We start from the raw sequence: 13,088 nt of genomic DNA, 5'->3' as shown, positions 1-13,088 counted from the left end.
AGTCCTAAGGAGCCACATCAATGAAGCTCATTTTGCGCTTCTTTACGATTGTCCACGGGCTGATGGCTGTCCTCTTTACCTGCGCGGCGCTGATGCTGATTGCGATCGCGGCCCGGATCGGATCGAGTACTTTTGCGAGTCAATGGGACCAGGCCAGCGCGCAATCCATCATTGAAGCCTTGGGGCTGCTTGCTGGCGCCGTCGTCGCGATGCAGATTGCCGAAACCATCGTCGAGGAAGAAGTGATTCGCGAGGCCGACGTGAGCGCGCCAACGCGAGTACGACGTTTCGTGTCGCGCTTCCTGGTCGTGGTGGTAGTCGCGCTTGCCATCGAAGGGTTGGTTGCCACGTTCAAGGCGCTGCATCAGGATCCGTCGCAGCTTCGGTATGCCGCCTGGCTGATTGCTTCTACCGCCGTGCTTCTTGCCGCGTGGGGCGTGTTCATTTATCTGAACCGGTCTGCAGAAGAACTGGAGCCGGAAGCCATGGCCGACGCGAAGCGCGAGGACACAAAACTGCATTAGTCCCGTTTTGCTGACTGCCCGCGGCCGAAGCGGAACCTTGCTGGCCACATGGAATAGACCTCGCTCCCAGTCCGTTTACCCGTTGAGCCTGTTGTGCCATGCCGCGGACAATCCCGTCGTTCACTCGCACAGGGCGATTCCGGCTGGCGACACCCGGTGTTACCAGCGGCGACAGGCCGGCGTCGTGGCGCCGGACTTTTATCGGCAACGGATCATGAGCAAGGTTCTTCGTGCGACGCCACTGTTCATCACCGCCGGGCTCGCTTTATCAGTTCCGGCGTACGCCTATGACGAGGGGGCATCGCAGGACAGTGGCACCTGCCGCGCCGTCATCGAGAGCGCGGAGATCGACGGCGCGATGCAGGAAATCGCGGGCCGGGCGTGCCTGCAAAGTGACGGGACGTGGCAGATCGTTCGGGATACTGACGGAACGACACTTTGGTATCCCGTCGCAAGCTACCCGTACACATACGTCGACCCATGGTGGTGGGATCCACCGATTTTCCTGGGCGTGGGAATTAACTTTGTCTTCGTGGATCGCCTTCATCACTTCCACCACTTCGATCATTTCGCGCACTTTTCGCCTATCGGGAACGAGCGGATCGGAGGACGGATGCCCTCTCGCGGCTTTCATCACAGCGCGTTTGAACATGGGGGAATGGGTGAGGGACGACGGCGCTGAAGACCGTCACGCGAATACGCCTGGCATCGAACCGGGACGGCAAGCGGGAGTAACGATTGCCGCCCGTGTTCGCATTCACTGTCAGGCCGCCCTGCGTGCCGATCAGCGAACGATCGCCGTGAATCGGCAAGATTCGAAATCAGCAAATCGCAGACCGGGCCTCACACGTTACTTGATGTGCTCGGCTGGTGGCGAACCTTCGCGAAAGAGGCTACTGAGCTGCGTACGCAACTCGGGAGAATCCGTGTGATGATGCACGCTCACCGCGTGCTGCACTGCGGCTTCCATGAGTTCCTTCTCTGTATCTGCCGAGATAGCGACCGAGCAGTTCATTTCGCTCGGAAACTCCCTGCAATCAATGTACTTTCGCGTCATGACGATACTCCTCGACGGCTCTACCGAATGTGTCCGCAGTGATCAGCAATCTGCGTAAAAAGTATAGGATCCGTGCGTACTGATTGCTCAAGTTCCCAATGCATCGTCTGCACAAGCATAGTTAAATGCTTCGTCATAGACAGCGATTTATCAGACTTATTAAATCAGGTTTTCTAACTTTTTAAATAGAATCCGACTTCCCTCTTAACGTTGCACCCCTGGCAACCGGGAGCCCGTCTCCCATCCGCCAGGAAATCGAAGAACAGCCCTGTCGCTGGATGTTCTAACAACAAGCGGGCGAGTTAGCTCGAAAGCCCATCGCCGGTCGCGATGACCTCAACTCGCTGGTTGAGTCATCAGTCACCGCGCCGGCAAGCAGATCAGCGACGCAGGCTAAATAGACCGGGCAAACCAGTCCGCCACGAAAGCGGTGCGCTCCGCAGAGTGGTTATAGATCGTGTGCTCGCCGTCCTCCCACACCTTCAAGCTGGCGTCTGCGCTTTGCGCTGCGTCGAGGAAGGGCTGCTGATCTTCCAGTTTCACGAGCGGATCGGCTCCGCCATGCAGAACCAGCAGCGGACATGCAATACGGTCGCGCCCGGGCCGGAAACTCATACGCTCGAAATTGCTGCGGATCGCGTCCTCGTCATCGGTGCCGAGCATGGCGGCGGCCTGCTCGGCGAAGGTGCGAAACGGCAGCAGCGTCGGCGCCGCCAGACCTCCGTTGACACAGCAGGCACGGATGCGGGAATCGGCCGCGGCGGTGCGGGCCGCCCAAAGGCCGCCCACGCTGTTGCCCCAGATCCCCGGCTGCCCCAGCGTGGCGTCGTTCAGGATGAAGCTGATGAACTGGCTGTACGCGGCTTCCACGTTCACGTCGACATGAATACCCTGACGCATGCGCGTCTCGCCCTGCCCCGGCCCTTCGGCCAGCAGCGTGGCGAGGCCTCGCTTCGCCAGCGCGCGGGCAATGGGCAGGTAGGCCACGCCCCAGCCGCTCTGGCCACCAAACACCAGCACCGTGCCAAGCGCCTGGCGCGCGCGCGGCCGCACCAGCCAACCGACCAGATGGCTTTGCTCGAACGGCACTTCCACGCGCGTCATGCGGCCTTCTGACCATTCGCATAGCTGCTGCGTTGCGCCAACGAGTCGATCGTAAAGCGCGCGTTTGCGCGCGTTGTCGTGGTTGAACGCCATCTGCGCGAAGAGCAAATCCGCAATCGCAGCCGCCTGCGCCTCGCGTGCCGTCACATGACAGCCCGCACCCGCAGCGTGGGCCGCACGATCGAGCTGGGCCTGCGCCAGCGACTCGGCGACCGCGTCCCATTCCTCGCCGGCGCTGGTGCGCTGGAACAGCGCCTGCGCATCGGCGAATTCCATGCCGCAGTCAAGCAGCCGCGTCATCGACATCGCGCGCTGGTGAGCCAGCGTCGCGGAAGATGGGGTGACGGTCATGCTGCGCGCTCCTGCAATGAAAGTTGGGGACGCCCGTTACGGTGGTCGCCGTCGACCCACTGCAATTTCAGGCGCAGGTCATCGACCAGCGCGGGCAACTCGCCCACGTTAGCCACCGAGCCGAAGATGATGAAATCCGGGCGGCCGATGTACGCGCCGATACCATGCTGCGCCATGAATCCGGACATCTCGCTATCGAGTTCGCTCACCGCGCCCGGCACGCTCGCGTCATCGGACAGCACCACGATGCGGCAGCCAAGCTGGGCCAGGAAATCGCGCTGGCCAGGGTTCAGGAACGGCAGCGGGTCGTCGTGCGCGACCAGCAGGAAGCCATGGCCCACCACTTCGTCGAGCCGGCCTTCGCGATCCCCACGCCGAACGCGTGACTGCGGCCCCGGCACGCCGGTGGAGGCGAGCAGGCTGCCATTGGCCTCGCGGTGCACCACGCCGCTTTCGATCCTCGGGAAAGCCGGCATCGGCGGCATGGAGCGGGTGCGGAAAGCCTCATCGCGCGCGGCGGCTTTCTGCAGGTCGTCCTCGTTCGTCACCTGGCCGAGAAACAGCGACATCTCCATGATCTTCTGCGCATGCGGGCGTCGCTCCGCTTCATAGCTGTCGAGCAGCGCCGCCGATGCGCGGCCGCTGAGCACCAGATCCAGCTTCCAGGCCAGGTTGATGCCGTCGCGCATGCCGGAGCAGGCGCCCTGGCCCATGTACGGCATCATCGCGTGAGCGGCGTCTCCGCCCAGCAGCACATGGCCTTCGCGCCAGCGTTCCGCCATGCGGGTCTGGAACGTGTAGACCACGTTGCGCAGGAACTTGAAGTCCTGCGGGCCGACGCCGTACTTCTCCTGCAGCCAGCGCCAGCCCGTGGCCGGGTCTTCCCACTCCTCAATGCTTTCGCCGTCCAGCAGGCGCACTTCGAAGCGCGTGCGGTTGTCGCCGATGGGCATGTACATATGTCCGCGGGCCGGGTCGCAAAAAATAGTCAGGAGTTTGAATCGTTCGGCGGCTTCGGAGAGGTTTTCCGAGTCGAGATTGAGCCAGCGGTGCTTGTGGCCGAAGTCGTTGCGCTCGATGCCCAGGCTGCGGCGCACGAAGCTGTTGGCGCCGTCTGCGCCGATAACGTAGCGGGCGCGGAAGGACTTCGCGGGCTCAGCCCATTGTCCGTCCTTGCCTGCCTGGGAGCCGTCCTTCGCGGTGTTGGTGCGCTGGATCGCCACCGTGGCCCCTTCGTCGTCCTGCTTGAGGAACACGGCTTCCCAGCCGCGCAGCAACTCGACATTGGGCAGCGTGGCGACGCGGTCGTGAATGGCGTCCTCGATGTCGGGCTGATAGATGGAGTTGTGCGCGATGTAGCCGCATTGCTTGCCCTTCCACTCTAGTTCCAGCAGCAACTCGCCATCGGCGTTGACGTAGTGATAGGTGTGCAGCGGGAGCGAATCGCGCATGGCCTGGTCGATGTCGCCGCAAGCCTGGACGATGCGGGCGGTCTCGCCATCGATATGCGTCAGGCGCGGCAGGCCGTACATGGTCGGCCAGCGTTCGACCACCACCACGCGGTAACCGGCCTGCCCCAGTTGCGAGGCAGCGACGAGGCCAGTGGGGCCGTAGCCGATGATGGCCACGTCATAGAAGTCCTGCATGTGGTCTGCAGGGTTGTCGTGATGATTCGACATGATCTTGTCTCCTTAAGCTATTTTTTGAAAGGCGCAATGGCGTGTCCCGTGAACGGGCGGCCAGACTCAGGCTGGCCTGGCACCGTCGAAAGCGGCCTGCAACACGGCGCGCACGGCCGCCCGGTCAAGCGGGCGCGGATTCCAGTACGGCCGCTCCGTCGCGATATCGGCTGCGCGGTCAAGGTCGGATTCCGACATGCCCAGTGCCCGCAGCGAGGTAGGCGCACCGTTGCGATGGGCCAGCTCCCACACGCCCGCAGCGGCGCTGTATTGCGTTCCCAGTGCCTGCGCCATGCGGCGCATGGCGTCTTCGGCAAAGGGGGCGTTGAAGGCCAGCACGTACGGCAGCACGACGGTATGCGTCGGCGCATGGGGCAGGTTGAAGCTGCCGCCCAGCGTGTGACACAGCTTGTGATGCAGCGCCATGCCGCCGTGGGCCAGCACCGTACCGCACAGCCATGCGCCATACAGAGCCGAGCCGCGTGCTTCGATATCGCGCGGATTCTCGTGGATGCCCGGCAGCCCGATGGCCAGCGCACGGATGCCTTCCAGCGCCATCATGCTCGTGATCGGGTTGCCGCTGGCCGCGTAGAGCCCCTCGGCCGCGTGCGCAATGGCGTTGATGCCGCTGGTCACGGAGATGTCGACCGGCAGCGTGAGCGTGAGCTCCGGGTCGTAGATCACGGTTCGGGGCAGTACGCGCGCATCGGCGCCGGTGCGTTTCTCGCCGTTCTGCGTGATGCCGTAGATCGGCGTCATTTCGCTGCCGGAGTATGTAGTCGGCACGGCCAGGATCGGCAGGCCGCTGTCCAGCGCGATGGCCTTGCCCAGTCCGATCGTGGATCCGCCGCCAAGGGCAATGGCGCAGTCGGCGCCGCGCTCGCGCGCCACTTCGCGGGCCTCGCGGGCGGTCTCGATGGGCACGTGCATGACCGCACGGTCGAATACGCCAGCCGAGCGCTCACCCAAGCGCTGGGCGATTGCTTCAGCGCCCGGGCGCTGCTCCGGCGTGGAGAGCACGATGGCGCGCCGGGCGCCCAGTGCGTCCAGTTCGGCTTCGAGTTGTTGCAGGGCGCCAGCGCCGAACACGACTCGGCCTGGCTGGGCTTGATAGACAAATGGGTTCGGCATGAAATGCTCCGGACTCAGTGACGCAGGTAATCGACCTGGTGGCGCGCGATGCGCAGCGCCGCCAGTTCCTCGCGCACGCGCAGGTGTTCAGGATGCGTCGCGTAGCTATCGAGGGCGTGCTGCGACTCGAAATCGGCGACCAGCACGACATCGCAGGCATAGTCCGCCGCGCTCAGGTCGCAACCGATTTCAATCTCCTGCAAACCGGGGATCCGACCGCGCAGCGACTCGAACGCCGCTTTGACGCGCTCGCGTGCGTGGCGCTGTTCGTCCGCCGATTCACCCGCGAGACGCCACATGACGATATGCCGGATCACGCCTGCACCTCGCCCACGGCGGCCGGGTTCAGCACGAAGTCGTAATCGAGCGTGTAGAACGGCACTTCGGAGTGCGTACCGTCCGGCGCGGCACCCGCTTCGTGGCGCACCCAGTCGGCAACCAGCGTCGATCGCACGCCGAACACCGCGTCCGAGTCGAGATAGGGGCCGCCATCGCGAAAGACATGCGTGATCAGACGCTCGTAGCCGGGCGCCACGATCATGAAATGCAGGTGCGCGGGCCGCCAGGGATGCCGCCCCAGCGCTTCGAGCATGCGCCCCACCGGCCCATCGTGCGGGATCGGATACGGCACGGCCACAATGGAGCGGAAGTGGACGCGCCCTTGCGCATCCGTATGAAAACGCGCTCGCGCACGATGCGTGTGTTCACCGGAAGCACAGGGAATCTGCACGTCGTAGTGACCCTCGTCGTCCGATTGCCAGACGTCCATGCAAGCACCGGCCACGGGTTGTCCGTCGAGTCCGCGCACCCGGGCGCTGACGAAACAGGGCTCGCCGCACGCGCCATTGGCAATGTCGGATCCGAGCGGCAATTCGGGTGCGCCTTCGACAAAGAAAGGGCCGAATACCGTCGATTCGGTGCATGCCGCCGGCTTGGCGTTGTTCTGCGCGGTCACGAGGGTCGACAGGCCCAGCGTGTCGGACAAAAGGATGAATTCCTGCCGCTTGTCGTCGGTGATGTGGCCCGTCTCGGTCAGGAAGCGGATCGCCGTTTCCCATTCCGCCTCGGTCAGGTTGACCTCGCGGGCGAAGGAGTGCAGGTGCTGCACGAGGCTGGTCATGACGGTCAGCAGCCGCGGGTTCCTGCAGTCCATCATCGCGGCGATCACGGCCTGGGTGATGGTGTCTTCGTTAATGTTGCGCACGTCGGTTGTCTCCGGATGCCATTTAATGGATCGTAGGAGTAAGATTAATTACTTCCTGAGAAGGAAAAAATAGGGTTTCGCGGAGTTTTGTTTTCCGCTGGATGGAGAAATCGAATAGATGGACAAGTGGGCGCAGATCGAATTTTTTGTGCAGGTAGCCGAGTTGGGCAGTCTTTCGAAGGCCGCCGAGCGGCTCGGGATGTCGAGCGCCGCGGCCAGCCGCTGCCTGAATGCGCTTGAGGAGCGCCTGTCCGCGCGCTTGATTGAACGCACCACGCGCCGCTTGTGGCTGACCGACGCCGGGCACGAATATCACCGGCGGTGCACTGCCATCATGGCCGAGCTGACCGAAGCCGACGCGGCAGTCAGCGAGGCAACCGTGAATCCGACCGGCACACTGCGCGTAACCGCTTCGGTTTCGTTCGCGTCGATTTACATCGCGCCCGCGCTGCGCGAATTCCATCAGCGCTATCCCAACGTGAACGTGCAGATCATCGCGGCCAATCGCTATCCCGACTTCATCGAAGCGGGCATCGACGTGGCGATCCGCACGCGCGAGCACGAGGCCGACTCCGGCATCACTGTTCGCAAGCTCGCCGAGACGCGGCGCGTGCTGGCCGCCACGCCCGCCTATCTGGCCAGGCGCGGAACGCCCACGACGCCGGACGCGCTGGCCGGGCACGACATGCTGGTGTACAACCTCGCCAACGATCCGTACGTGCTGCATTTCCAGCGCGGCGCGAAATGCCAGTCGGTCTCCATCAAGAGCGTGCTCGACGCAAACGAGGGACAAGTGATCCGCGCGGCGGCGCTTGCCGATCTCGGCATCCTGATCCAGCCGCTGTACATCATTCACGGCGACATCGTCGCCGGCAAGCTGGTGCCCGTGCTCACCGACTGGAAGCTGCCGGCGCTCACCATCAATATCGCGTATCAAAGCCGCCGCCATCAGCCGGCGAAGATTCGCGTCTTCACGGAATTCCTGATCGAGCGCTTCGAACGGCTCGGCCTTGCGCGCCGGTGGAACGAAATCGCGCCTTGAACGTGGTGCGTTGAACGCCTCCACGGCTTCCGCTCTCCTGTCCGTCACACGCTGGCCGCCTCCCGCGAGGCGCCCCGGCATATTTCTCCGCCTCGCGTAGAACTGTTCTCCCCAGGGACGCCTTTTTCTCCAGGCGCGCTCGTTCTACATTGCGTCTGCCTCGAACGCATAGGGCAGCAGCTTCGCTGCAATCAACACCACCGCACGGCAATGTGCGGCGAGAGACACAAAGTACAACGAACTATTACGAGGCTTGGAGACGGCATGAAGTCCATCTATTTGCGCCTGCTTGGCGCAGGCATGATCGCGTCCGCGATTTCATTTCCCGTTCATGCGACCGAGAACGGGCAGGTCAGTTATCCATTTGGCGTCAATACGGTTTTAAACGGCATGTTGCCGCCACCGGGAAGCACGCAGTATTTCAACTATTCGCTTTACTATTCATCCAGCAAGTTCGCGGGATCCAACGGCTCCAGCGCCGTTCCGGGCTTCCACCTGACTGTGGTAGCAGAAACGCCGCGGGTCGTGCATACATGGGGCGAGACGCTGGGGCCGTTCACGCTTTCGAGCAGCGCGATCGTGCCGCTTTTGTACACGCATCTTTCGACACCGGGCGGGACTGGCAACCGGGCATCGCCCGGCGACGTGATTCTCGAACCCCTGATGCTGGGTTACGCCAATCCGTCTAAAACGCTGTTTGCGTTTTTCTCGCCTTCATTCGCGGTACCGACCGGCTCTTATTCGGTCAACCGCATTGCGAATACGGGGCTCAACACGTATGCCTTTTTGCCCTACGCGAGCGTGACGTGGTTTCCGCGTCCCGACCTGGAAATATCGACGACGACCCTGCTGGAAATGAACTCGCCGAACCACGCAACTCATTACCACTCGGGTACGGTTGCCATGCTCGATTACCTGATTGGCTATTCGGTCAACAATCGCCTGCAGCTTGGCTTGCAAGGCACGCTTCTCAAGCAGTTCACCGACGACACGCAGAACGGCGTCGAGGTGGGCACCGACGGATTCCGCGCCCAGACCGTCGCACTCGGGCCGCAACTGCGCTACATGTGGGGGCCTGCGTCGGGCGTCGTCGTGAAGTACCAGCATGAATTCGCGGTGCGCAATCGGCCGCAGGGCGACAAACTCTGGGTTCAGTTCAGCTTCCCGATATAGGCGGACAAGAAGGCGGCCCACGGTGCTTGCCTTCTCGTCGCCCGCCATCAGGCCTTAACCACCGTCAACCCGGCCTCTTCGAGCGGGCGCGTGAGTTTCGCGGACGCACTCGCCTCGACCACGAGCGTTTGCGCAAGCTCCAGCCCGCCGATGCGAAATGGCGACGCCGCGTTGAGCTTCGACGCGCACGCGAGCACCACCGTCTCCGCCGCACGCGCCGCCAGCGCGCGCTTTACATAGGCTTCCTCATAATCGCCGGTGCTCAGGCCCGCTGTCGCGTGCACGCCGGTGACGCCCATGAAATAGAGGTCGGCGTGAATGTGGGACATGGCCTCGACGGCGGCCGCGCCCACGCTCACCACCGAATGCTTGTAAAGCCGCCCGCCGATCAGCACGACTTCGACGTGAGGGTGCGAGGCGAGCGCCACGGCGATGCTCGGGCTGTGCGTAACGATGGTCGCGACCAGGTCAGGCGCGAGACACTGCGCCAGCAACGCGCTGGTCGTCCCGCCATCGACGATCACCACCTGTCCCGGCTCGATCATGGACGCCGCCTTGCGCGCGACGCGCTGTTTCGCGGCCACGTCCATGTCCTCGCGCGCAGCGAGCGGCGCGACGGCGGGCGATGCGGGCAACGCGCCGCCATGCACGCGTTGCAGACGCCCTTCGGCCGCCAGTTCGCGCAGGTCGCGCCGCACCGTGTCCTCCGATACGCCGAACGCCGCGCTCAGGTCGTTGGCCAGCACCTGGCCGTCGCGCTCCAGGGCATCGAGAATCGCTTTCTTTCTTTGGCTTGTGAGCATGGCTTGAACGGTTTGCACGAATTTTCTTGAAACTGCACGAGTTTGCACGTTACCATCTGCCGGTCGGAATGTCGATCACCGCCATTCCCCTTCTTCTGGAGACGCCCGTGATCACCACCCAGGAACGCGTTCGCATCGTCGATACCACCGTCCTTTCAGACAACTGGTACGTGCTACGCAAGGTCACCTTCGACTACCTGCGCCGCGACGGCAGCTGGCAGCGGCAAAGCCGCGAAACCTACGATCGCGGCAACGGCGCGACGATCCTGCTGCACAATCCCGCCACCGGCAACGTCGTGCTCACGCGCCAGTTCCGCATGCCCGCCTTCGTCAACGGCCACGACGGCATGCTGATCGAGGCCGCCGCCGGCCTGCTCGACCAGGCTTCGCCCGAAGCGCGCATCCGCGCCGAAGTCGAGGAGGAAACCGGCTACCGCGTGCGCAACCTGCGCAAGGTGTTCGAGGCGTTCATGAGCCCGGGTTCGGTGACGGAGAAGCTCTACTTCTATCTGGGCGAATACGACGCCTCCACGCGCATCGGCAAGGGCGGCGGCATCGCGGAGGAAGGCGAAGACCTCGAAGTGATCGAGATGCCCTTGCGCGACGCGCTGGCGGCCATCGAGCGCGGCGAGATCGTCGATGGCAAGACCATCATGTTGCTGCAGTACGCGGCGTTGCAGTCGCTGGCCGCAGGTGCGCCGCTACAATCGTCGCCAGCTTCTGCTTAGGGATTTCACATGTACATCGTTTCGCTGACCTATACCGCATCGCTCGAACGTATCGACGACGCCCTGCCCGCGCATCGCGCGTTTCTCGACGCGCAGTTCGCCGCCGGGCTGTTCATCGCGGCAGGGCCGACCGTACCGCGCGATGGCGGCGTGATCGTCGCGTCGAACATGGAACGCACGCGCCTCGATGCGATCCTCGCGAGCGACCCGTTCGCGCAGCAGGGACTCGCCGCCTACACCGTCACGGAATTCAAGGCCACGCGCCTCGCGCCAGGCCTCAACCTGCCGCGGCCCGAGGCCCAGTGAGCACGCCGGAACAGGCCGCGCGGCGCGTAACGTAACGCCCACACTGCACGCCTGACGCGCGTTACGTTACGCGCGTTCTCTTACGCAGTCTTTCAAGTCCGTTGCGCGCGCATCGGATATGGCATGGCTCCTGCTTCGTCGCTGGCTATAACGACAAGGCGTCACGCGCCGCTACGCCCGGCGGCGCGCGGCTTCGCCATGCCTCGCGCACAGGACTTCGATGAGCACGCCCAGCGTCTATGAATCGGCCTTTCTCGCCGCGCCGTTTGGCGCCTTCCTGTGCCGTCCCGACGGCGTTTTCGCGCGCGTCAACGCGGCCTATGAGCAACTGACGGGCTACCGCGAGCAGGACTTGATCGGCCAGCGCAAGTTTCTCGCGCTGCACGATCCCGCGGAAGTCGTGCGGCGCGTCGGGCCGTTGCCCGCCACCAGCGCGGGCGCGCTTGCGCAGTTTCGCGGCGAGTGGGCCTATGTGCGGCGCAACGGCACGCGCGTGCCGGTTTCGCTCGCGATGGCGCCGCTCACGGGCGCGCTGGAGGAACACTACGCGGGCCACTACATCGGCATCGCCGTGGACACCACGCGGCACGCGCACGCCGAAGCGCGGCTCTGGTACGTCTCCAATCACGACAGCGCGACGCGCCTGCCCAATCGCGAGCTGTTCCTCGAACGGCTCGATCTTTCGCTGGCGCGCAGCCGCCGCAGCGGCGAGCCGCTCACGGTGCTGGTCATCGAAATCGACGACCTGCAGAAGACGCGCGAGGCGCTCGGCCCAGAAGGCGCCGATCTCGCGCTCGAATATGCGGGCGCGCGGCTACGCCGCCTCGCCCACGCGCAATGCGGCGACGTGCCGATGGGCTTCATTGGCGGCGACCAGTTCGCGCTGGCGCTGCCGGGACGCGGCGACGATGCCTCGCAGGCCGCGCAAGACCTCGTCGAAGCGTTCGCGCAAGGCGACGACCCCGCACCTGGCCCAATGCAGACGCCGCACGAAGCGCGCGCGCAAGGCAGGCGCAACGCGCGGGTGAACCTGAACGTCGGCACCGCGCGCCATCCCGCCGATGGCGACGACGCCGCCACGCTCGTGCGCCGCGCGGGCGTGGCCGTCTCCGAAGCGCGCCGCGCAGGACGCGGCCAGGTGTGCCGCTTCGTGCGCGCGCAGGAGCAGCGCGCCACGCGCCAGCTGGAGCTGGAAAATGCGTTGCGCCACGCCATCGACGGACGCGAACTATTTCTGCTCTATCAACCGCGCGTATCGCTGCAAACCGGCGCGATCGTGCAGTCCGAAGCGCTGCTGCGCTGGCGCCATCCCGTGCATGGACTCGTGAGCCCCGGCGAATTCATCCCGATCGCGGAGGAAGCCGCGCTGATCGACGCCATCGGCGCATGGGTCATGGAGACGGCCTGCCGCGAAACCGGCCAGTTACAGCGCCTCGCGCGCACGCTGCCGAAGGTGGCCGTGAACGTTTCGCCGCAACAGTTCACCAATCCACAGTTCGCCGCGCAGGTCGAGGCCGCCCTGGAGCGCGCCGCACTCGCGCCCGAACAGCTCGAAATCGAAATTACCGAAAGCATGCTGTTCGCCGATGCGGGACGCACCGTGCGCACGCTGCACGCCCTACGCGCGCTGGGCATCGAGGTGGCGGTGGACGACTTCGGCACGGGCTATTCGAATCTCGCGTGGCTCGCTAGCCTGCCGCTCAATCGCCTCAAGATCGACCGCTCGTTCGTCGCGAAGATGGCGAGCGACCCGCGCAGCGAGGCGCTGGTGGGCGCGATCATTTCGATGGCGCACGCGCTGGAGATGAAGGTGACGGCTGAAGGCATCGAGACCGCTGCGCAAGCCGAGCGTCTGCGCGAGCTGGGTTGCGACGAGGCGCAAGGGTTCTGGTTTTCGCGGCCCATTACGCTGCAGGCCTTGCGCACGCTGCTTGCGCCGGTGCCGTTCCTGCTGGCGGGCGGGACTTGCGAGGCTTGAATACGCGG

Annotated in this window: 14 protein-coding genes; 7 read left to right on the top strand and 7 right to left on the bottom strand. The window is 64.4% G+C overall.

Features of this window, described 5'->3' with window-relative positions:
- Window positions 1-20 precede the first annotated feature (20 nt).
- A complete protein-coding gene (locus BBA01S_RS31225) occupies window positions 21-524 on the top strand; it encodes a hypothetical protein (RefSeq protein WP_027819880.1) in 504 nt (167 codons plus the stop codon).
- Window positions 525-738: 214 nt separating this feature from the next.
- Complete coding sequence (locus tag BBA01S_RS31220) at window positions 739-1,206, top strand: hypothetical protein (protein ID WP_027819879.1); 468 nt, start codon at window positions 739-741, stop codon at window positions 1,204-1,206.
- A gap of 168 nt (window positions 1,207-1,374) precedes the next feature.
- Here BBA01S_RS31220 and BBA01S_RS31215 read toward each other — a convergent pair whose 3' ends face one another.
- The 6 genes from BBA01S_RS31215 to BBA01S_RS31190 all read right to left on the bottom strand — a co-directional run bounded on the left by BBA01S_RS31215 (window position 1,375) and on the right by BBA01S_RS31190 (window position 7,050).
- Window positions 1,375-1,581, bottom strand: coding sequence for a DUF1059 domain-containing protein (locus BBA01S_RS31215; protein WP_027819878.1), 207 nt, complete (start codon window positions 1,579-1,581; stop codon window positions 1,375-1,377).
- Between the two features lie 393 nt (window positions 1,582-1,974).
- A complete protein-coding gene (locus BBA01S_RS31210; RefSeq protein ID WP_027819877.1) occupies window positions 1,975-3,036 on the bottom strand; it encodes an alpha/beta hydrolase family protein in 1,062 nt (353 codons plus the stop codon).
- Entirely contained in the window at window positions 3,033-4,715 is a 1,683-nt protein-coding gene (mhpA, locus tag BBA01S_RS43545; RefSeq protein ID WP_218004268.1) for a bifunctional 3-(3-hydroxy-phenyl)propionate/3-hydroxycinnamic acid hydroxylase MhpA, read from the bottom strand. Before mhpA ends, BBA01S_RS31210 begins: the two co-directional genes overlap by 4 nt.
- A gap of 66 nt (window positions 4,716-4,781) precedes the next feature.
- Window positions 4,782-5,846, bottom strand: coding sequence for a maleylacetate reductase (locus BBA01S_RS31200; RefSeq protein WP_027819876.1), 1,065 nt, complete (start codon window positions 5,844-5,846; stop codon window positions 4,782-4,784).
- 14 nt (window positions 5,847-5,860) lie between these two features.
- A complete protein-coding gene (locus BBA01S_RS31195; protein ID WP_027819875.1) occupies window positions 5,861-6,163 on the bottom strand; it encodes a Dabb family protein in 303 nt (100 codons plus the stop codon).
- Complete coding sequence (locus BBA01S_RS31190) at window positions 6,160-7,050, bottom strand: intradiol ring-cleavage dioxygenase (RefSeq protein WP_027819874.1); 891 nt, start codon at window positions 7,048-7,050, stop codon at window positions 6,160-6,162. The genes BBA01S_RS31195 and BBA01S_RS31190 overlap by 4 nt, the downstream gene beginning before the upstream one ends.
- Before the next feature lie 118 nt (window positions 7,051-7,168).
- Between BBA01S_RS31190 and BBA01S_RS31185 the strand changes: the two genes are divergently transcribed.
- Window positions 7,169-8,092 carry a LysR family transcriptional regulator gene (locus tag BBA01S_RS31185; protein ID WP_027819873.1) on the top strand — a complete coding sequence of 308 codons (924 nt, stop codon included), beginning with the start codon at window positions 7,169-7,171 and terminating at the stop codon, window positions 8,090-8,092.
- Window positions 8,093-8,356: 264 nt separating this feature from the next.
- Complete coding sequence (locus BBA01S_RS31180) at window positions 8,357-9,265, top strand: SphA family protein (RefSeq protein ID WP_027819872.1); 909 nt, start codon at window positions 8,357-8,359, stop codon at window positions 9,263-9,265.
- A 47-nt stretch (window positions 9,266-9,312) separates the two neighbouring features.
- Here BBA01S_RS31180 and BBA01S_RS31175 read toward each other — a convergent pair whose 3' ends face one another.
- On the bottom strand, window positions 9,313-10,068 hold the full coding sequence (locus BBA01S_RS31175; protein WP_027819871.1) for a DeoR/GlpR family DNA-binding transcription regulator: 756 nt from the start codon (window positions 10,066-10,068) through the stop codon (window positions 9,313-9,315).
- Window positions 10,069-10,175: 107 nt separating this feature from the next.
- On the opposite strand from BBA01S_RS31175, the gene BBA01S_RS31170 reads away from it, so the two are divergent.
- From BBA01S_RS31170 to BBA01S_RS31160, 3 genes are all read left to right on the top strand, one after another.
- The gene (locus BBA01S_RS31170; protein WP_027819870.1) at window positions 10,176-10,796 is read left to right on the top strand and encodes an NUDIX domain-containing protein; all 621 of its coding nucleotides are present in this window, start codon (window positions 10,176-10,178) and stop codon (window positions 10,794-10,796) included.
- A 9-nt stretch (window positions 10,797-10,805) separates the two neighbouring features.
- The gene (locus tag BBA01S_RS31165) at window positions 10,806-11,102 is read left to right on the top strand and encodes a YciI family protein (protein ID WP_027819869.1); all 297 of its coding nucleotides are present in this window, start codon (window positions 10,806-10,808) and stop codon (window positions 11,100-11,102) included.
- 220 nt (window positions 11,103-11,322) lie between these two features.
- Entirely contained in the window at window positions 11,323-13,080 is a 1,758-nt protein-coding gene (locus BBA01S_RS31160; protein ID WP_027819868.1) for a putative bifunctional diguanylate cyclase/phosphodiesterase, read from the top strand.
- Window positions 13,081-13,088 lie beyond the last annotated feature (8 nt).

The organism is Paraburkholderia bannensis NBRC 103871, from assembly GCF_000685015.1.
Taxonomy (GTDB): domain Bacteria; phylum Pseudomonadota; class Gammaproteobacteria; order Burkholderiales; family Burkholderiaceae; genus Paraburkholderia; species Paraburkholderia bannensis.
The sequence above is the reverse complement of the archived record's forward strand: the minus strand, read 5'-3'. Positions and strand labels throughout refer to the sequence as shown.